The sequence below is a fragment of the Nonomuraea sp. NPDC050536 genome, from assembly GCF_044457685.1.
Taxonomy (GTDB): Bacteria; Actinomycetota; Actinomycetes; order Streptosporangiales; family Streptosporangiaceae; genus Nonomuraea.
In genome coordinates this window covers 104,655-123,211 of record NZ_JBITHD010000018.1, presented here as the reverse complement: position 1 = coordinate 123,211, position 18,557 = coordinate 104,655, and the positions used below count along the sequence as shown (strand labels likewise).

Annotated in this window: 17 protein-coding genes; 8 read left to right on the top strand and 9 right to left on the bottom strand. The window is 68.8% G+C overall.

Annotation, left to right across the window (positions count from 1 at the left end):
- Window positions 1–13: 13 nt before the first annotated feature.
- Both ACIBHX_RS38905 and tdh read right to left on the bottom strand, forming a co-directional pair.
- Window positions 14–1,183 carry a glycine C-acetyltransferase gene (locus tag ACIBHX_RS38905; protein WP_397072463.1) on the bottom strand — a complete coding sequence of 390 codons (1,170 nt, stop codon included), beginning with the start codon at window positions 1,181–1,183 and terminating at the stop codon, window positions 14–16.
- 42 nt (window positions 1,184–1,225) lie between these two features.
- Complete coding sequence (gene tdh, locus ACIBHX_RS38900) at window positions 1,226–2,251, bottom strand: L-threonine 3-dehydrogenase (RefSeq protein WP_397072462.1); 1,026 nt, start codon at window positions 2,249–2,251, stop codon at window positions 1,226–1,228.
- 498 nt (window positions 2,252–2,749) lie between these two features.
- Between tdh and ACIBHX_RS38895 the strand changes: the two genes are divergently transcribed.
- The 6 genes from ACIBHX_RS38895 to ACIBHX_RS38870 all read left to right on the top strand — a co-directional run bounded on the left by ACIBHX_RS38895 (window position 2,750) and on the right by ACIBHX_RS38870 (window position 9,740).
- Entirely contained in the window at window positions 2,750–3,883 is a 1,134-nt protein-coding gene (locus ACIBHX_RS38895; protein ID WP_397072461.1) for an ROK family transcriptional regulator, read from the top strand.
- A gap of 146 nt (window positions 3,884–4,029) precedes the next feature.
- Window positions 4,030–5,289, top strand: a complete 1,260-nt coding sequence (locus tag ACIBHX_RS38890; RefSeq protein ID WP_397072460.1) for an ABC transporter substrate-binding protein — start codon at window positions 4,030–4,032, stop codon at window positions 5,287–5,289.
- Window position 5,290: 1 nt separating this feature from the next.
- Window positions 5,291–6,235, top strand: a complete 945-nt coding sequence (locus ACIBHX_RS38885) for a carbohydrate ABC transporter permease (RefSeq protein WP_397072459.1) — start codon at window positions 5,291–5,293, stop codon at window positions 6,233–6,235.
- Window positions 6,225–7,037 carry a carbohydrate ABC transporter permease gene (locus tag ACIBHX_RS38880; RefSeq protein ID WP_397072458.1) on the top strand — a complete coding sequence of 271 codons (813 nt, stop codon included), beginning with the start codon at window positions 6,225–6,227 and terminating at the stop codon, window positions 7,035–7,037. The genes ACIBHX_RS38885 and ACIBHX_RS38880 overlap by 11 nt, the downstream gene beginning before the upstream one ends.
- 10 nt (window positions 7,038–7,047) lie before the next feature.
- Entirely contained in the window at window positions 7,048–8,220 is a 1,173-nt protein-coding gene (locus tag ACIBHX_RS38875; RefSeq protein WP_397072457.1) for a Gfo/Idh/MocA family protein, read from the top strand.
- Complete coding sequence (locus tag ACIBHX_RS38870) at window positions 8,217–9,740, top strand: glycoside hydrolase family 13 protein (protein ID WP_397072456.1); 1,524 nt, start codon at window positions 8,217–8,219, stop codon at window positions 9,738–9,740. Before ACIBHX_RS38875 ends, ACIBHX_RS38870 begins: the two co-directional genes overlap by 4 nt.
- Before the next feature lie 74 nt (window positions 9,741–9,814).
- On the opposite strand, the gene ACIBHX_RS38865 is transcribed toward ACIBHX_RS38870, so the two are convergent.
- From ACIBHX_RS38865 to ACIBHX_RS38835, 7 genes are all read right to left on the bottom strand, one after another.
- Window positions 9,815–10,885, bottom strand: a complete 1,071-nt coding sequence (locus tag ACIBHX_RS38865; RefSeq protein ID WP_397072455.1) for an SPFH domain-containing protein — start codon at window positions 10,883–10,885, stop codon at window positions 9,815–9,817.
- 261 nt (window positions 10,886–11,146) lie between these two features.
- Window positions 11,147–11,578, bottom strand: coding sequence for an NfeD family protein (locus ACIBHX_RS38860; protein WP_397072454.1), 432 nt, complete (start codon window positions 11,576–11,578; stop codon window positions 11,147–11,149).
- A 78-nt stretch (window positions 11,579–11,656) separates the two neighbouring features.
- On the bottom strand, window positions 11,657–12,841 hold the full coding sequence (locus ACIBHX_RS38855; RefSeq protein WP_397072453.1) for an Ig-like domain-containing protein: 1,185 nt from the start codon (window positions 12,839–12,841) through the stop codon (window positions 11,657–11,659).
- Between the two features lie 72 nt (window positions 12,842–12,913).
- On the bottom strand, window positions 12,914–14,017 hold the full coding sequence (fahA, locus tag ACIBHX_RS38850; protein WP_397072452.1) for a fumarylacetoacetase: 1,104 nt from the start codon (window positions 14,015–14,017) through the stop codon (window positions 12,914–12,916).
- Entirely contained in the window at window positions 14,014–14,769 is a 756-nt protein-coding gene (locus ACIBHX_RS38845; RefSeq protein ID WP_397072451.1) for a hypothetical protein, read from the bottom strand. The genes fahA and ACIBHX_RS38845 overlap by 4 nt, the downstream gene beginning before the upstream one ends.
- The gene (locus ACIBHX_RS38840; protein ID WP_397072450.1) at window positions 14,766–15,926 is read right to left on the bottom strand and encodes a homogentisate 1,2-dioxygenase; all 1,161 of its coding nucleotides are present in this window, start codon (window positions 15,924–15,926) and stop codon (window positions 14,766–14,768) included. The genes ACIBHX_RS38845 and ACIBHX_RS38840 overlap by 4 nt, the downstream gene beginning before the upstream one ends.
- Before the next feature lie 77 nt (window positions 15,927–16,003).
- Window positions 16,004–16,633, bottom strand: coding sequence for an IclR family transcriptional regulator (locus ACIBHX_RS38835; RefSeq protein ID WP_397072449.1), 630 nt, complete (start codon window positions 16,631–16,633; stop codon window positions 16,004–16,006).
- Between the two features lie 110 nt (window positions 16,634–16,743).
- Here ACIBHX_RS38835 and ACIBHX_RS38830 point away from each other — a divergent pair, with 110 nt between their 5' ends.
- Both ACIBHX_RS38830 and ACIBHX_RS38825 read left to right on the top strand, forming a co-directional pair.
- Window positions 16,744–17,343, top strand: coding sequence for a hypothetical protein (locus ACIBHX_RS38830; protein ID WP_397072448.1), 600 nt, complete (start codon window positions 16,744–16,746; stop codon window positions 17,341–17,343).
- A 39-nt stretch (window positions 17,344–17,382) separates the two neighbouring features.
- The gene (locus tag ACIBHX_RS38825; protein WP_397072447.1) at window positions 17,383–18,492 is read left to right on the top strand and encodes an NAD(P)/FAD-dependent oxidoreductase; all 1,110 of its coding nucleotides are present in this window, start codon (window positions 17,383–17,385) and stop codon (window positions 18,490–18,492) included.
- Window positions 18,493–18,557 lie beyond the last annotated feature (65 nt).

Sequence of the window (18,557 nt, the reverse complement as noted above, 5' to 3'; positions counted from 1 at the left end):
GCAGCGAGGATACTCACCCCCGAGCCTGGATGAACGCCTCCACCGCCCGGTCCACGTCCTCGGTGGAGTGCGCGGCCGACAGCTGGACCCGGATCCTGGCCTGGCCGTGCGGAACCACCGGGTAGGAGAAGCCGATCACGTAGATGCCCAGCTCGAGCAGGCGCTCGGCCATCGCGGCGGCCTCGGACGCATCGCCGATCATGACGGGCGCGATCGGGTGGTCGCCGGGCAGGATGTCGAAGCCCGCCTCGGTCATCTTCGTGCGGAACCGCGAGGTGTTGTCACGCAGCCGCTCGCGCGCCTCGCTGGTCGTCTCCAGCAGGTCCAGGATGCGCAGCGACGCCGAGGCGATCACCGGGGCGAGGGAGTTGGAGAACAGGTACGGCCGCGAACGCTGGCGCAGCAGGTCGCAGATCTCCTTGCGGGCCGCCACGTAGCCGCCGCTGGCCCCGCCCAGCGCCTTGCCCAGCGTGCCGGTGATGATGTCCACCCGGTCGGTGACGCCGTGCAGTTCGGGCGTGCCCCGTCCGGTCGGGCCGACGAAGCCGACGGCGTGCGAGTCGTCCACCATGACCATCGCGCCGTACTGGTCGGCCAGGTCGCAGATCTCGCGCAGCGGCGCGAGGTAGCCGTCCATGGAGAACACGCCGTCGGTCACGATCAGCTTGCGGCGGGCGTCCGCGGCCTCCTTCAACCGGGCCTCGAGCTCGCCCATGTCCCGGTTGGCGTAGCGGTAGCGGCGGGCCTTGGACAGCCGGATGCCGTCGATGATCGAGGCGTGGTTGAGTGCGTCGGAGATCACCGCGTCCTGTGCGTCGAGCAGGGTCTCGAACACCCCGCCGTTGGCGTCGAAGCACGAGCTGTACAGGACGGTGTCCTCCATGCCGAGGAAGTCCGACACGCGGCCCTCGAGCTCCTTGTGCACCTCCTGCGTCCCGCAGATGAACCGCACCGACGCCATGCCGAAGCCCCACCGGTCCAGCGCCTGCTTGGCGGCCTCGATCACCTCGGGGTTGTCGGCCAGGCCCAGGTAGTTGTTGGCGCAGAAGTTCAGCACCTCCCGCCCGGCCACGCCGACCGACGCGTTCTGCGGGGTGGTGATCACCCGTTCCGGCTTCAGCAGCCCGGCCTCGGTGATCTCCTCGAGGGTCTCCCGCAGTTGCGAGCGCACCTCAGTGAACATGTGACCCTCCCACGGATCCTTCTGCGGCTTCGCCGTACGAAATCATGACCAGTCCAGGATGACTTTGCCGGTGCGGCCGCTCGCGGCCGTGTCGAAGGCGGCCTCGAAGTCGCGGTAGGAGAAGCGGTCGGTGATGACCGGCGTCAGGTCGAGGCCCTTCTCCAGCAAGACCGACATGTTGTACCAGGTCTCGTACATCTCCCGGCCGTAGATGCCCTTGATGGTGATCATCGAGGTGACGATCGTGGACCAGTCGACGGCGAATTCCTCGGCGGGCAGGCCGAGCATGGCGATCTTCCCGCCGTGGGTCATGTGGGCGATCATCTCGCGCATGGCCGCCGGGTTGCCCGACATCTCCAGCCCGACGTCGAAGCCCTCCCGCATGTCCAGCCGCTTCATGCCGTCCTCGAGCGAGCTGTGCGAGACGTCCAGCGCGAGGTTGACGCCGAGCTTGCCGGCCAGAGCCAGCCGCTCGGGGCTGACGTCGGTGATGACCACGTTGCGCGCGCCCACGTGCGTGGCGACCGCCGCCGCCATCAGCCCGATCGGGCCGGCGCCGGTGATCAGCACGTCCTCGCCGACCAGCGGGAAGGACAGCGCCGTGTGCACGGCGTTGCCGAACGGGTCGAAGATGGCCGCCACGTCCGGGTCGACCGGGACCCGGTGCACCCAGACGTTCGAGGCGGGCAGCGTGACGTACTCGGCGAAGGCGCCGTCGCGGTTGACGCCCAGCCCGATCGTGTTGCGGCACAGGTGGCGGCGGCCCGCCATGCAGTTGCGGCACCTGCCGCAGACGATGTGGCCCTCGCCGCTGACCAGGTCGCCGACCTTGATGTCCTCGATGCCGGGCGCGACCTCGACCACCTCGCCGCTGAACTCGTGTCCCACGATCAGCGGCAGCTTCAGCGTGTGCCGCGCCCAGTCGTCATATTTCCGGATATGTAGATCGGTGCCGCAGATACCAGTGCGAAGCACCTTGATCAGCACCTCGCCGGGGCCGACCTCGGGCTCTGGCACGTCCATGAGCCACAGCCCGGCCTCGGGCCTCTCCTTGACCAGCGCTTTCATCGGCCAAACCCCCTCGTCTGAACCTAACGCACTGTGCCCGCTGCGCTCTGGAGGTGTCCATCGAGGGTTTCTTAACTCCCCCCACAGCGCTTCTTCACGCCTCATGAATCTCCTGCTGTACGGCGTCTTCATTGCTCTTTCGTACGGCGAGGCCGCCGCCACCGGCCGCCCTTCGTACTTCGGCTGAGGGCCTGCGCCCGGCGCTTCCGGCGAGTCGGTGCCGCTTGCCCGCCGTCACGGCGATTCGTCATCCAGGCACCGCGGTCCTCCCGCGTCGCCGTACATCGCGCCGGACGACCGCCACACGCCTCCTCGCCGACCCCGGCGCGGTGAGGCCCGGGCACCGCGATTTCCCTGGCGTGCCGTACGGGCGGGGGAGCGTATCCGGTGGTCGAGGGGGCGCTTACCCTGGCTGGGCGGGCGAAAACGGGTGTCGGGGCGGGAACGTGCTGCAAAATCTATTTTCACAACCTTCTTCACTAAAAGTAGGATGATCTGGTGCTACAGCAGAGCGGTGACGCCTCACTCCTGCGCAGGCTGAACTCGGCCGCCATCCTGCGCTTGCTTCGTGACGCCGAGGTGCTCACGCTGAGCGAGCTGGCCAGGGGCGCCAGGGTGTCCAGGCCGACGGTCGAGGCGATCGTCGAGGAGCTGGTGACCGAGGGCTGGGCCGAGGAGTGCCCCGACGAGCCCGGCGACAGGCCGCGCGGCAGGCCGGCGCGCCGCTTCAGGTTCCGTGCCTCGGCGGGGCACGTGGTGGGCGTCTCCATCGGCCACACGTCGGTGCAGGCCATGGTCTCCGATCTGAACGGCGCGACCGTGGCCGTCCAGGCCGTGCCGATCTCGCCCGGCGTGCGCGCCGCCGACCGGCTGGCGGCCGTGGTGGATCTCGTCACCACCGTCACCGCCCAGGCCAGGCTGGCCGTACACGAGATCGCCGCGGTGGGCGTGGGCACCACCGGCGTGGTCGACGGCGACGGCCGGGTGGTCAAGAGTGTGGTGCTGAGCGACTGGACGGGCGTGCCACTGCAGGCCGAGCTGGCCTCCCGGCTGCCGGTGCCCGTGGTGGTGGAGAACGACATGCGCCTGGCCGTGATCGCCGAGCACTGGCGTGGCGTCGCCCAGGGCTACGACGACGTGGTCTACCTCTACACCGGGACCCGGTTGGGGCTCGGCCTGCTCATCGGCGGCATGCCGTACCGGGGAGCCCATGCCGCCTCGGGCGAGATCGGCCAGATGCCGGCCGGCACCTGGGTGGCCTTCAAGGCGGTCACCGACTACGCGATGAGCGTCGAGCCGGGGGAGCTGCGCTCGCCGCTGGACTGTGCCCGCTTCGCGATCGAGCGCGCCCGCCGCGGGGATGCCAAGGCCTCGGACGCCGTCAAAGCGTTCGGGGTGGGGCTGGGCGAGGGCCTGATCACGATCGTGAACCCGCTCGACCCGTCGCTGGTCGTCATCGGCGGCAGCCTCTCGCCCGCCGGTGACCTGCTGGTCGGGCCGGTGCAGGAGGTCTTCGACGACACCTGCCTGTACCCGCCGCTGGTGGTGGCCTCGGAGCTGGGCAGCGAGTCGATCACGCTGGGTGCCGTCCGGCTCGCACTCAATCATGCGGACAAGGTGCTCTTTTCGTAGGTTGTCTGGATAAATCGGTCACGAGACTGTCACAGGACGGCCTCGTGCGCGCATCTTCTGACCGCATCTGAGTGATTAACCCTAGTTTCTTGCATAAATACGCCTTAGCCTCCAGTCACTCGTTCAGCCCGACAGATGGGGACGACATGACAGGCAAGATGCGGGCGCTGATGTGCGCCGGTGCGCTCGTGGCAGGACTCGCGGGATGCTCCTCCTCGGGCGAAAGTTCGGATGGCACGGTCACCGTCACCTGGGGACACTGGGGGACGGCGGAGACCTGGGGCCCCACCGCGACCAAGCTCGCGCAGGCCTTCGAGAAGAGCCACCCGAAGATCAAGATCAAGATCGAGTTCACTCCGAACAAGGAGTACTGGACCAAGCTGCAGACCGCCGCCGCCAGCGGCAGCGCTCCCGACGTGTTCTGGATGAACGGCCCGCGCATCGGCGTCTACGCCTCCCAGGGCGCGCTGCTGCCGCTGTCGGACCAGATCGCCAAGGACAAGCTCGACATGAGCAAGTACCCCAAGGCGCTGGTCGACCTCTACCAGCTCGACGGCAAGCAGTACGGCATCCCGAAGGACTACGACACCATCGGGCTGTTCTACAACAAGGACCTGTTCGACAAGGCCAAGGTGAAGTACCCCACCGCCGACTGGACCTGGGACGACGTGCGCAAGGCCGCGGCCAAGCTGACCGACGCGGGCAGCGGCGTGTGGGGCATCGGCGCTCCTGCCTGGAACCAGACCCACTACTACGACACGATGGTCCAGGCTGGCGGCTACATCATCTCCGACGACAAGAAGAAGTCGGGCTTCGACGACCCCGCCTCGATCCAGGGACTGCAGTTCTGGAAGGACTTCCTGGACAAGAAGCAGTCGCCGACGCAGCAGCAGATGACCGACACCGACCCGAGCGTGCTGTTCCAGAACGGCAAGCTGGCCATGTTCTACGACGGCTCATACGACGCGGTCATGTACCAGAGCTCCAAGGGCCTCAACTGGGACGTCGCGCCCATGCCGAAGGGCCCCAAGAGCAACGCCAGCATCATCCACGGCCTGGCCAACGTCGTCTACGCCAAGACCAAGCACCCGCAGGAGGCCTGGGAGTTCGAGAAGTTCCTGTCCTCGGAGGAGGGGAACAGGATCCAGGCCGAGTCGGGTTCGGTGATCCCGGCCTATGAGGGGCTGGCCGATGTCTGGGCCAAGTCGATGCCCGGCAAGAACCTGCAGATCTTCCTCGACGCCGCCAAGACGGCCGTGCCGTACCCGATCTCCCAGAACACCGCTGTCTGGGCGCGCAAGGAGGTCGACGCGATCACCAAGGCCTACACCGACGGCAACCAGGTGGAGCCGATCGCCAAGGAGTTCGCGGCGAGCATGAACGCCGACCTGTCCGCCGAGAAGTGACATGAGCACAGTCGAGAGGACGGTCGCCGCTCCGGCGGCGGCCGCCCGCCCGATACCCAGGCGCAGGATGCGCGACCGCGAGTGGGTCTGGGGCTACCTGCTGATCGCGCCCACGGTCCTCGGCCTCGGGGTCTTCTACCTGTGGCCGATGGTCCAGTCCGTCTACTACAGCTTCACCGAGTGGACGCTGTTCGGCGACTCCAGCTGGGTGGGGATCGCCAACTACACCAAGCTGCTGCACGACCCGGCGATCGGGAAGGCGCTGGTCAACACGTTCGTGTACTCGGTGCTGATCCTGCTCGGCATCCCGGTCTCCGTCATGGTGGCCGCGCTGCTCAACGCCAAGGGGCTGCGCCTGGTCGGCCTCTACCGGACGCTGTACTTCCTGCCCGTGGTGACCATGCCCGCGGCCGTCGCGATGGTCTGGGCCTGGCTCTACAACGGCGACTACGGCCTGTTCAACTACCTGCTCGGGCTGGTCGGCATCAAGGGCACCTCCTGGGTGGCCGATCCCGACACCGCGCTGTACGCCGTAGTGATCATCGCGATCTGGTCGGCCATCGGCTACAACACGGTCATCTTCATGGCCGGGCTGCAGGCGATCCCGCAGCACCTTTACGAGGCCGCCTCCATCGACGGCGCGGGCAGGATCCGGCAGTTCTTCAAGATCACGCTGCCGCTGCTGTCGCCGAGCGTGTTCTTCGTCTCCGTGCTGACCGTCATCGGCGGGCTGCAGGCCTTCGACATGTTCTTCCTGCTGTTCAGGAAGGGCAACCCGGCGCGGGAGGACAGCCAGACCGTTGTGTCGCTGTTCTTCACCTACGCCTTCGAAGAGGGTGCCAAGGGGTACGCCGCCGCGCTGGCCGTGGTGCTGCTGATCATCACGCTGCTACTGACCGTGATCCAGTTCCGGCTGCAGAAGAGGTGGGTGCACTATGCGAGCTGACCGTCTGTGGCCCGTCCACGTGGTCCTCGCCGTGGGCGCGGCGGCCATGGTCCTGCCGTTCTTCTGGGAGGTCCTGACGTCGCTGAAGACCTTCACCGAGGCGACCAGGGTGCCGCCGGTGTGGATCCCCTCCTTCCAGTGGTCCAACTACGTCAAGATCTTCGAGCAGACGCCGTTCCTGCACCAGTTCTGGAACACCGTGGCCATGACGGTCATCAGGACCTGCGGGCAACTGCTGTTCTGCTCGATGGCCGCCTACGCCTTCGCCAGGCTCAAGTTCCCCGGCCGCAACGTCATCTTCGTGGCGCTGCTGTCGGTGCTGATGGTGCCCGGGCAGCTGTTCCTGATCCCGCAGTACCAGATCATTCAGGGGCTCGGCTGGCTGAACACGCTGCCCGGCCTGGTCGGGCCAGGGGTGTTCAGCGCGTTCGGCACGTTCATGCTGCGCCAGTTCTTCCTCGGCCTCCCCAGCGAGGTCGAAGAGGCGGCCAGGATCGACGGGGCCCACCCGATCCGTATCTACTGGAGCGTGATGCTGCCGCTGGCCAAGCCGGGTCTGATGGCTCTGGGCGTGCTGACCGTGATGTGGTCGTGGAACGATCTCATGTGGCCGCTCATCGTCAACACCGACCCCGAGCAGATGACGCTCTCGGCCGGGCTCTCCTCGCTCCAGCAGGAGCATCTGAACGAGTTCCACGTGCTCATGGCCGGCTCGCTGGTCGCCAGCCTGCCGATGATCATATTGTTCATCGTGATGCAGAAGCAGATCATCCAGGGCATCGCGTTCACCGGCTCGAAGTGAAAGGACACCAGTGGAAGACCTGCGCATCGGCGTCGTCGGGCTGGGACTGCGCACCAGCCTCGCCCGCGCCGCGCACCGGCCGGGCAAGGGCTCGGTCGTGGCCGCTCTCTGCGACACCGACCCGGCCGTGCTCAAGAGGCAGGCAGGCCAGTTCCAGGCCGGCGTCCTGACCGAGGACTACCGGACGCTGCTCGAGAGGCCCGACCTCGACGCGATCATCGTGATGACGCCCGACGACACCCACGAGCGCATCGCGATCGACTGCCTGGAAGCCGGCAAGCCTGTTTACCTGGAAAAGCCGCTGGCCATCACCGTCGAGGGCTGCGACCGCATCCTGGAGGCCGCCCGCCGTACCGGGACCAGGCTGTACGTCGGCCACAACATGCGCCACATGGGCGTGGTCCGGCTGATGCGCGACATCATCCGCAAGGGCGTCATCGGCGAGCCCAAGACGGTCTGGGTCCGCCACTTCGTCTCCTACGGCGGCGACTACTACTTCAAGGACTGGCACGCCGACCGCACCCGCACCACCGGGCTGCTGCTGCAGAAGGCCGCCCACGACCTGGACGTCGTCCACTGGCTGGCCGGCGGCTACACCACCCGTGTCAACGCCCTCGGCGACCTCATGCTGTACGGTGACCTGCCGCGCAGGGCGCCCGACACGCCCCGGCCCGAGGGCTGGCTGAAGGAGTTCGACTGGCCGCCCGCCCAGCGGCGCGACCTGAACAGCGTGATCGACGTCGAGGACGTCAGCGTGATGAACATGCGGCTCGACAACGGGGTCATCGCCGCCTACCAGCAGTGCCACTTCTCGCCCGACTACTTCCGCAACTACACCGTCATCGGCACCGAGGGGCGGCTGGAGAACTTCGGCGACCGGCCCGGCGACACGGTCAAGGTGTGGAACACCGGGCCCACGGACTACCGCGACGACTGCGACATCGCCTACCGTGTGCCCGAGGCCAAGGGCGGCCACGGTGGGGCCGATCCGCAGATCATCGGCGAGTTCGTGCGGTTCGTCCGGGAGGGTGGCGTCACCGACACCTCGCCGGTCGCCGCCCGGATGAGCGTGGCGGCGGGCTACATGGCCACGCTGTCGCTGCGGGAGGGTGGCATGCCGTACGACATCCCGCCGCTCGATGCGGAGCTGGCCGCCTACTTCGACCGGGGGCAGATGCGTTGACCGAACCGTGGTGGCGCCAGGCCGTCGTCTACCAGGTCTACCTGCGCTCGTTCGCCGACTCCGACGGTGACGGCGTAGGCGACCTGGAGGGACTGCGGGAGCGGCTGGACTACCTGCGGCGGCTGGGGGTGGACGGGATCTGGCTCAACCCGTGCTACCCGTCGCCTGGCGCCGACCACGGCTACGACGTGTCCGACTATATGGACATTGATCCTCTGTATGGCGGTCTGTCCGCTTGGGATCGCTTTTTGGGGGATGCGCACGCGCACGGGCTCAAGGTGCTCATGGACCTGGTGCCCAACCACTGCTCGGTCGAGCACCCGTGGTTCAGGGCGGCGCTGGCGGGCGACAGGGAGATGCGCGACCGGTTCATCTTCCGCCGGCAGCCGAACAACTGGCAGTCGATCTTCGGCGGACCCGCCTGGACCCAGGTCGACGACGAGTGGTACCTGCACAGCTTCGCCCCGGAACAACCGGACTTCAACTGGCGCAATCCGGCCGTGGCCGAGTACTTCGAGCAGGTCCTGCGGTTCTGGTTCGACCGGGGCGTCGACGGCATCCGCATCGACGTCGCCCACATGATGTACAAGCACGCCGAACTGCTCGACTGGCCGGGGACCGGTCACAACCCGCACATGAGCAACCAGCCCGAGGTGCACGACGTCCTGCGGCGCTGGCGCCGCATCGCCGACGGTTACGCGCGCGACCTGACGCTGGTGGGCGAGATCTGGGTCCCCACCGTCGACGACCTGGCCCTGTTCCTGCGCCCCGACGAACTGCCGCAGGCCTTCTACTTCGACCTGCTCGTGTGCCCGTGGGACGCCGGGCGCTTCCGCGACTCCATCACGCGCGGCCTGTCCACCGCCGGCGGCACCTGGACGCTGGCCAACCACGACGTCCACCGCTCCGTCAGCCGCTACGGCCTGCTCACCCGCACCGGCGGCCCGGCCACCCGCCCCCGCGGCGAGGTCGACGTCGCCCTGGGCGTACGGCGGGCCAGAGCGGCGGCCCTGCTCACGCTCGCCCTCCCTGGATCCGTCTACCTCTACCAGGGCGAGGAGGCCGGCCTGCCCGAGGTCCTCGACCTGCCGGACTCGGCCAGGCAGGACCCGACCTTCCACCGCTCCGGCCCCGCCGACTACGGCCGGGACGGCTGCCGCGTCCCCCTCCCGTGGACCTCCACGGGCCCCTCATTCGGCTTCTCCCGGTCACCCTCGCCGTGGCTGCCCCAGCCCGCGTGGTTCGCCGACTACGCGATCGAGGACCAGATCGGCCACCCGGACTCGACCTGGGAACTCCACCGCCAGGCCCTCACCCTCCGCCGTGACTTCACCGGCCCCCTGGAATGGCTGTCCACGTCAAGGGACGACGTCATCGCCTTCCGCCGAGGCCCCCACACCGTCCTCACAGTCTTCGGCCCCACCCCCTACCCAACCCCGCAGGCCACCCCCCTCCTCGCCTCCACCCCCTGCCCCCCAAACGAGGTCCCCGGCAACACCACCGCCTGGTTCGTAGGCTGATCAACCTCTCGGGGAAAGGCGGGCCGTACAGCAGGATGCCCGCCGCTGTGGAGGCGGCGGGCATCGGGTGGGGGTCAGCGTTCGGCTTGTTTGGGGTCCTTGGACAGGTCGTGCAGGGGGTCGGGCTCGGTGGACGGGGCGGCGATCTGGCGGGGGCCGTTGGGGCTCTCGGCCTCCTGGGCGTCCGCCACGGCCTCGGCCGCCGCCTCCGCCGCCTTCGCGATCTCCTCCTCGGCGGCGGAGAACTCCGGCTCCTCGCGTACGGCCTCCACCTTGGGCAGCGCCTCGGTGAACGCCTTGGACACGGCGCCGAGGGCGGAGGTGACCTCGCTCGGGATCACCCAGGTCGTGTTGCCGCCCTGGGCGAGCTGCGGCAGCACCTGCAGGTACTGGTAGGCCAGCAGCTTGGGATCGGGGTCGTTACGGTGCACGGCCTGGAACACCTGGTCGATCGCCCGCGACTCACCCTCGGCCTTGAGCACGGCGGCGGTCCGCTGGCCCTCGGCGCGCAGGATCGAGCTCTGCTTGTCGCCCTCGGCGGTCAGGATCTGGGACTGGCGCTGGCCCTCGGCGTTCAGGATCGCGGCCCTTTTGTCACGCTCGGCCCGCATCTGCTTCTCCATCGCGTCCTTGATGGTCTTGGGCGGGTCGATGGCCTTGATCTCGACGCGGTTGACCCGGATGCCCCACTTGCCGGTCGCCTCGTCTAGCACGCCGCGCAGCTGGCTGTTGATCGTGTCGCGGGAGGTCAGCGTCTTCTCCAGGTCCATGGAGCCGACGACGTTCCGCAGCGTGGTGACGGTCAGCTGCTCGACGGCCTGGATGTAGTTGGCGATCTCGTAGGCGGCCGCCCGGGGGTCGGTCACCTGGAAGTACAGCACGGTGTCGATCTCGACGACCAGGTTGTCCTCGGTGATGACCGGCTGCGGCCGGAAGGAGACCACCTGCTCGCGCAGGTCGATCATCGGATAGACGCGGTCGACGTACGGGATGACGAAGTTCATCCCCGGCTTCAGCGTCCGGTGGTAGCGCCCCAGCCGCTCCACGTTCCGCGCCCGCGCCTGCGGGACGATCCGCACCGCCTTCAACACGGTGATGACCGCCAGGAGGATGATGAGTACTCCAACTATCAACAGCGGATCCATGGCGTCACCAGTCCTCTTTACTGCCTATTGCCCCGGTTCTTCGGGGCGGGAGGAAACGCGGCTCGTTGCCGCGCGCTTGTGTCGGTCGTGCCCGCCGGCGTGATCACGCGTCCCGCTACCGGCTGATTCCCGCTCGCGAGCAGGTCCATGCCCTGCTGCGGGAACGCGGCCAAGCCCGACACTCGCCGGAAGTGCGGGCCGAGCCCGCACGGGGAGACCGTGAACCTCAAGCTGCGCACCTCCTGTTGCCGGGGAAAGTTGTCATTCCCGTGGATATACGACGGCGGTGGCTCCTTCGATTTCCATGACATCGACGGTGGCACCGATGGGGATAACGAGGGATTCGTCATAGGCGCGGGCCGACCATTCCTCGCCGCCGATGCGGATCCTGCCGTCCCTGCCTGTCACCTCGCGGACGACGTAGGCGGGTTTGCCGACGAGCGCTTCGACGCCGAAGCGCTGCAACTGCGGTTGGCGGAGGTGGCGCATGGCGATGGGGCGGACGATGATCAGTCCGGCCGCGGACGACAGGGCGAAGACCAGCAGTTGGATGGGAACCGGCAGTCCGATGGCCGCGGTGGCGGCAGCCAGGAGCGCGGCGGCGCCGAGCAGGCCGAGCGAGGCTGTCACGGTGAAGATTTCGGCCACGCCTAGCACTACAGCGAGGATTACCCAGATGATCCATTCATCCATGCTCCGGCCCTCCAAACTGGTTAACGGGCCTATATCCGCAACTGGTTCCCCTTATCTACGGTATTCCTCTCTTTCAAGCTACGGCAGGGTTGGCGGTGGTGCCTGCCGTACCCAGCCGCCGGCCGGAGTGGGGTCGTAGAGAGCGCTCCCGAGCTGCCATTTCTCCCACGGGAGTTGCCAGAATCCCCAGCCGTTGTCCCACTCGAGCACCCGGGTCGTGCCAGTGATCGTTACCGGATCGCCGCGCAGCGAGGAATCGAAGAACCAGGTGGCCTGGTCGGGTCTGGCGTTGACGCAGCCGTGGCTGACGTTGGCCCGGCCCTGGGCCCAGAGGTTGTTCTTGGCGTGCACGTATTCGCCGCTGTTGGAGATGCGTACGGCGTGGTCGATCATCACGTCGTAGAAGCCGGGGTCGCCCTTCTTGCGGCCCGGGGAGATCATCCGGACCGGGTTGCCCTTGTCCATGGTCAGGTGGACGCCGCTGGTGGTGGTGTATTCCTTGGTGGTGGCCATGCCGGCGCTGATGGCCATGCGCTGGACGATCTTGCCGTCGCGGCGCACGAGCATCTGGTGTGCCACGGTGTCGATGGTGCTGGTCTGCTTGCGGCCCACGGTGAAGGAGAAGGTGGTGTCGGCCGTGCCGTACATGCCGAGGGTGGGGCGCACGCCGGACAGGTGGGCGGTGACCGTGACCCGCTGCCTGGCCGGCCAGTAGCTGCGGGTGCGGTAGACGACCTGGGTGTCGTTGATCCAGTGCCAGGCGCCCTCGACGGGTTTGCTCGCCTTGACCTCCAGCGCTCGCTCGACGACGGCCTTGTCGCGGACGGGGGAGTCGAAGTTGAGGATGATCGGCATGCCCACGCCGACGGTCTCGTCGGGCAGCGGTTCGGCGGAGGCGACCTGGAAGCCCTGGACGGCCGGCCGGGTGCGGAAGCGTCCCATGGCCACCGTGGCCGGGGTGCCGGGTCTGGTGGCCGTGGCGGTGACGGTGTATTCGGTGTCGGGGGCCAGGGTCCAGTCGGAGTGCCAGGTGGTGCGGGTCGGGTCGAGCTTGCCGGTGACGAGCTTGTCGCCGGCGTAGGCGAGCACCTGGTTGAGTGTGCCGCCTCTGGTGTGCACGACCAGGCCGCGGTCGGGCCTGGCGTGCTTGGCGTCGAAGGCCGGGTAGACCGCGACGACCGGCTGCGAGGGCCGGGGCGCCTCGGCCGACACCGAGGAGCAGCCCGTGATCAGCAGAAGGCCGAGGAGAAGGGCGTGGCGCATCGCTCTCCTGCTCTCTTGGGGACGGGGTCTCCAAGCGTAGCGGTGAGCGACGCTATAAGCACGCTGAGTAACTTATCGGATGGTTCCGGAAACTTCCCCCAACGTGAGGTCGCCGGCGGTGGCTCGGATGGTGACCGTGTCGCCGTCCTGGAGGAAGCCCCGGGTCTCGCCGCTGGACAGCTTGATCGGGTCGGTGCCGTTCCAGGTCAGCTCGATGAGCGAGCCGCGTTCCTCGCGGTTGGGCCCCGAGATCGTGCCGCTGGCGAACAGGTCGCCGGTGCGCAGGGAGGCGCCGTTGACGGTCATGTGGGCGAGCATCTGGTCGGGCGTCCAGTACATGCTCGCGTACGGCGGGCGGGACACGACTTCGCCGTTGAGCGAGACCTCGAGCGCGATGTCGAGCCCCCAGTCGGCCCTGCGGCGCAGGTAGTCCAGCGGCTCGGGGTCCTGGGCGGGCCCGGGCACGCGCGGCAGCGCCTCGAGCGGGGTGATCCACGGCGAGATCGACGTGGCGAACGACTTGCCCAGGAACGGCCCGAGCGGCACGTACTCCCAGGCCTGGATGTCGCGCGCGCTCCAGTCGTTGAGCAGCGTCACCCCGAACACGTGGTCCTCGAACGCGCCGGCGGGCGAGCCGAGCTCGGAGGGTACGCCCACGACGAAGCCCAGCTCGGCCTCGATGTCGAGCCGCTCGCACGGGCCGAACACCCCGGCCCTCAGCTGCCCGTGTGGCCTCCTGACAGGGGTGCCCGACACGACGACGGTGCCCGAGCGGCCGTGGTAGCCGATCGGCAGGTGCCGCCAGTTGGGTGTGAGCGGCTCGGAGTTGGGCCGGAAGATCTTGCCGATGTTGGAGGAGTGGTCGATCGAGCAGTAGAAGTCGACGTAGTCGGCCACCTCGAACGGCAGGTGCAGCGTGACCTGGTCGAGCGGGATCAGGTGCTGCTCGGTGACGGAACGGTCGTCGGTGAGCTTGTTCTGGATCAGCACCCGCGTGTCGTGCCAGGCCTGCCGTCCGCGCGCCATGAAGGGGTTCAAGGAAGGCGCCGAGAACACCTCGTCGTGCAGCGCCGCGGCCAGGTCGAGCACCCGGTCCTCGAACCGCACGCCGACTCGTGGCGACTCCCCCCGCCGCGAGAACACGCCGTAAGGCAGGTTGTCGATCCCGAAACTCATATGACCCCCAATGTCGTCAGATCCTCGATGGGCGTGCTCGTGCTGCACGACCCGTAGCTGACCAGCAGCTGCCTGGCGCGCTTGGTGGTCTCCTCCGGTACGGCCAGCGCCAGCCGTACCAGGTACCCCACATCCGTGGTGCGCAGGACGGTCACCGGGTCGCGTCCCTCGACGGCCTCGCAGACGCCCAGCACCAGGTTGAGGAAGCCGTGCCGGTCGACGCCGAGCGAGGGGTCGAAGTGGCGCACGGCGTGGTGCAGACCCGCGGTGGCCTTGAACGGGATGTCGTTGTCCACGCAGAACCGGATGAAGGCGCCCAGGTGCTCGACCGTCGGGAAGGCGTCGGCGGTCAGCCCGCCGCAGCGCACCTTCAGCCCGGCGCCGTCGGGCAGGCCGGTCACGGGCTCGTCCGGCGGCACCTCCAGGAACAGGCGGACCCCGGCAGGAGGGCGCAGCCCGGGAGTGCGGGTCTCGACGAAGTCGACCGGCAGGTCGGAGTAGTCCGGCAGCTCGGGCGTGTCCACGATCAGCCCGATCCTGTCGGGCACCGGCTCCGAGCGGCGCAGCGAGTCCAGGCGGCTGGCCGGGCACAGGAAGCGGTGGGTGAGCACCGGGTGGGCGCGCTCCTGGTCGCGGCGGTGGCGTTCCAGCGCCTGGTCCATGGGCAGCGACGTGGGCGGGAACAGCCCGGCGTCGTCGACGAGGGCATCGAAGAGGCCGGAGGCCTCGGGAGCGCTGAACTGGGCGCTCATCGGGCCCAGGTCCAGGCGTAGCCGGGGTCCTCGCAGGACAGCGCGCCCTGGCCGAGGTCGAGCGGCCGGAAGGTGTCGACCATGACGGCCATCTCGCTGGTGTCCTTGGCCCCCGCCTCGATGATCGCCTCGACCGCGCCCGGCTGCGGACCGTGCGTGAATCCCGCCGGGTGCAGCGAGATCGAGCCGACGTCGATCCCGGATCCCTTGCGGGCGGAGTAGTCGCCGCCCACGTAGAACATGAACTCGTCGGAGTCCACGTTGTGGTGGTTGTAGGGGATCGGCACCGCCTCGGGGTGGAAGTCCAGCGGCCGCGGCATGAACGAGCACACCACGAACCCGGGCCCCTCGAAGGTCTGGTGGACGGGCGGCGGCGCGTGCGTCTTCTTCACGATCGGCTCGAAGTCGCTGATGTTGAAGGCGTACGGATACAGGTACCCGTCCCAGCCGACCACGTCGAAGGGGTGGTTGCGGTAGACCAGCCGCGTCAGCCCGCCGCGGGTGCGGACCACGACCGGCACCTCCTCGCCCTCGACGGTGAACGGCTCGGCGGGGGTGCGCAGGTCGCGCTCGCAGTAGGGGGCGTGCTCGAGGAACTGGCCGTACTGCGACAGGTAGCGCTTGGGCGGCCTGATGTGCCCGGCCGCCTCGATGGCCAGCACGTTGACCTGCCCGTCGGGCACCCAGCGGTGGATGGTGCCGGTCGGGATGACGATGTAGTCGCCCTCGCCGGCCTCGATCACGCCGTAGGTGGACTCGAAGCGGACGCGGCCGCTCTGGATGTAGACGCACTCGTCGCCCATGGAGTTGCGGTACAGCTCGCTGGGCTGGTCGCTGGTGGCGTACGACAATCGGACGTCGCCGTTGCCGCCCAGCAGCATCCGGCCGCTGACCAGGTCACCGGCGGACTTGAGGTCCTGGGTGCGGAAGTGCCGGGGCGAGAGCGGCAGGTTGGGCTCGAGCCGGGAGTCGGTCGGCGACGTGACGGATTCGGCCTTGATGATCGCCGTGGGCAGGTAGCGGTGGTACAGCAGTGACGAGTCGGACGAGAAGCCCTCCTCGCCCATCAGCTCCTCGGCGTACAGTCCGCCGTCGGGCCGCCTGAACTGCACGTGACGCTTGCGGGGAACCTCGCCGACGACGCGGTAGTACGGCATGAGCCCTCCAGGAACATCCGATTATCGGACAGATATGTCCTCTATATGTACAACCGTCGTCCATCGCCTGGGAGATGTCAACCAAGCGCGACCGTGAGCTCCGCGGCCGCCGCCACCACGCGCGAGCCCGTGGCCTCGTCCAGCGGGCCGAACGTCACCACTCCGACTGAGGCCTCCAGCCACGGCAGCCCGGTCACCGGCGCCGCGATCCCGCGCGCTCCCTCCTGCAACTGCCCCTCGGTGACCAGGTAGTCGGCCCGCCCCTCGCGCAGCGCCAGGATCGCCCGGCCCGCGGCCCCCCTGGCCAGCGGATGGCGCGATCCCTCCCGGTAGGCCACGTGCATGTCGGTCCACGACGGCTCCACCACGGCCACGGCCAGCCCGTCGTCGCCCTCGGCCACGGTCAGGTGCGCGGTCGCCCCCACCTCCTCGGCCAGCCGCCGCAGCGTCGGCACCGCCGCCGCCCGCAGCAGCGGCTGTACGGCTTGCGCCAGCACCAGCAACCCGAACCCGAGGTGCACCCGCCCCTCGGCGTCCCGCCGCGCGAACCCCTCGTTCATGAGCGTGGTCAGCAGGCGGTACACCACCGGGCGGCTCAGCCCCAGCTCGGTGCTGAGCTCGGTGGGCGTGCGCCCGCCCTTGCCGTCGGCGAGGAGCCTGAGCAGTTGGAGCCCGCGTTCGAGCGTCTGAGCGGATTCTGCGGCCATGGCACCAAGTATGTAGTGACGCTCCGAGGTGAAAGGGGTACGTACCGGGTTAGGCAGACCTGGGGGTAAAGATGCGGCAAATGTGGCTCCTCCTACTCGGGGGAATGGCCATGTGCGTGTTGATCCCCGTCTTCCCCACCGTGGGGGCGCAAACCGCATATATGGTGCGGGACACCCCCTTCCAAAGGCTGGATCCCAGCCCGTCGAGCCTGATCGTCCAGGACACCTTCTACCTGACCCAGGGCATAGCGGTGAACGACCGGCTGCTGCCCGTCGAAGCCGACGTCACCTTCCAGCCCGGCGACCTGGCGGCCGGCATCCGCCTGGACGGCAACGGCTGGCTGAGCGGGGTTCCGGCGCGTGCGGGCACGTACTCGGCCCCCGTACGGCTGTGCCGGGCCGCGGAGTGCGTCGATGAGCGCATCACGCTCGTCGTGCTCAGGAACGTGCCGTGGGAGCCGGGCGAGCTGACCTTCCCCGGCCGGGTGGGCAGGCCCTTCGACGGCGAGATCGCGGTCAACGGCGGCCCGCAGGGCGTGCCCGCCACCTACACGGTCACCGACGACCAGGCGCTGCCCGACGGCGTGTCGATCGGCCCCGACGGGCACGTCGGCGGCGTACCCAGGAAGCCCGGCGTGTCCCAGGTGCCGGTCAGGATCTGCGTGGCGGGCAACTGCGCGGGGGTGGTCGTGACGCTCATCGTCGTCTGAGTCTTGCGGCGCGAGCCCCCGACCGGTCACGGTGGTCCCATGAAATCGGTCATTGTGGTCGGAGCGGGCATTTGGGGTTCATCACTGGCATTGCGCCTGGCCGAGTCGGGCTGGCGGGTGACGCTTGTCGAGCAGCACACGCCGGGCCACGTACGGCAGGCCAGCGCGGGCGAGACCCGGCTGATGCGCTGCGCCCACGGCACCGACGACTGGTACGCGCGGATGGCGTGGAAGGCCAGGGACGGCTGGCGCCGGCTGGGCGAGCGGGCCGGGGAGGGCCTCTTCCACGAGGCGGGCCTGGTCTGGTTCGCCGGAACCCACGACGGCTGGGAGAGCGACAGCGCCAGGGTGCTGCGCAAGCTGGACATCCCGTGCGAGGTACTCGATCCCTCCGACGGCGCCCGCTTCTTCCCCGAGTTCCGCGGCGACGACCTGGCGTTCCTGCTGTATGAGCCGCATGCCGGGGTGCTCAGGGCGCGCCGCGCCACCCAGGTCACCGCCCGCCTGGCCAAGGCAGCGGGGGTCGAGCTGGTCAGGGCGCGCGCCACGCCCGCCGACGGCGCGGCCGTGGAGGTCGACGGCGAGGTACGGCGGGCCGACCGGGTGGTGTGGGCGTGCGGCGCGTGGCTGCCCGGGCTGTTCGACGTGCCGATCAGCGTGACAAAGCAGGACACGCTGCACTTCGCGGTGCCGCCCGCCTGGGTCACGCCCGGCACGCCCGCCTGGTGCGACTACGACTCCTCCACTTACGGGCACGGCGACGTCGACGGGGTGGGGATGAAGGCCACCTCGGATCAGGAAGGCCGGCCGTACGAGCCGGAGGACGGCGAGCGCGCCGTGGACGCGGAGAGCGTCGAGCGGTCCAGGGAGTACCTGGCACGCAGGTTCCCGTCGCTGGCGGGGGCGCCGGTGTTGTTCAGCCAGGTGTGCCAGTACGCGCTCACGCCGGACGCCGAGTGGATCATCGCCGAGGCGGCGCCGGGGGTGTGGCTGCTGGGCGGCGACTCGGGCCACGGGTTCAAGCACGCCCCGGTGCTGGCCGAGTACGTGGCGGGGATCCTCGACGGTACTCACGAGCCGGAAGCGCGCTTCGGGCTGCACGAGCGGCTGCCCGCCCGCGGGCTGCGGACGAGCGGACTGATCGGGTAGGGCCTGCCTCACCTGCGATTCGGGGGACGGCGGGCATGATCCGGACGGCCTCGCAGCCGGAAACT

Excerpts from the sequence above, each read along its gene's own strand:
- ACIBHX_RS38905 (WP_397072463.1), bottom strand. The coding sequence starts at position 1,183 with ATGTTCACTGAGGTGCGCTCGCAACTGCGGGAGACCCTCGAGGAGATC.
- tdh (WP_397072462.1), bottom strand. The coding sequence starts at position 2,251 with ATGAAAGCGCTGGTCAAGGAGAGGCCCGAGGCCGGGCTGTGGCTCATG.
- ACIBHX_RS38890 (WP_397072460.1), top strand. The coding sequence starts at position 4,030 with ATGACAGGCAAGATGCGGGCGCTGATGTGCGCCGGTGCGCTCGTGGCA.
- ACIBHX_RS38885 (WP_397072459.1), top strand. The coding sequence starts at position 5,291 with ATGAGCACAGTCGAGAGGACGGTCGCCGCTCCGGCGGCGGCCGCCCGC.
- ACIBHX_RS38880 (WP_397072458.1), top strand. The coding sequence starts at position 6,225 with ATGCGAGCTGACCGTCTGTGGCCCGTCCACGTGGTCCTCGCCGTGGGC.
- ACIBHX_RS38865 (WP_397072455.1), bottom strand. The coding sequence starts at position 10,885 with ATGGATCCGCTGTTGATAGTTGGAGTACTCATCATCCTCCTGGCGGTC.
- ACIBHX_RS38860 (WP_397072454.1), bottom strand. The coding sequence starts at position 11,578 with ATGGATGAATGGATCATCTGGGTAATCCTCGCTGTAGTGCTAGGCGTG.
- ACIBHX_RS38855 (WP_397072453.1), bottom strand. The coding sequence starts at position 12,841 with ATGCGCCACGCCCTTCTCCTCGGCCTTCTGCTGATCACGGGCTGCTCC.
- fahA (WP_397072452.1), bottom strand. The coding sequence starts at position 14,017 with ATGAGTTTCGGGATCGACAACCTGCCTTACGGCGTGTTCTCGCGGCGG.
- ACIBHX_RS38845 (WP_397072451.1), bottom strand. The coding sequence starts at position 14,769 with ATGAGCGCCCAGTTCAGCGCTCCCGAGGCCTCCGGCCTCTTCGATGCC.
- ACIBHX_RS38840 (WP_397072450.1), bottom strand. The coding sequence starts at position 15,926 with ATGCCGTACTACCGCGTCGTCGGCGAGGTTCCCCGCAAGCGTCACGTG.
- ACIBHX_RS38835 (WP_397072449.1), bottom strand. The coding sequence starts at position 16,633 with ATGGCCGCAGAATCCGCTCAGACGCTCGAACGCGGGCTCCAACTGCTC.
- ACIBHX_RS38830 (WP_397072448.1), top strand. The coding sequence starts at position 16,744 with ATGTGCGTGTTGATCCCCGTCTTCCCCACCGTGGGGGCGCAAACCGCA.
- ACIBHX_RS38825 (WP_397072447.1), top strand. The coding sequence starts at position 17,383 with ATGAAATCGGTCATTGTGGTCGGAGCGGGCATTTGGGGTTCATCACTG.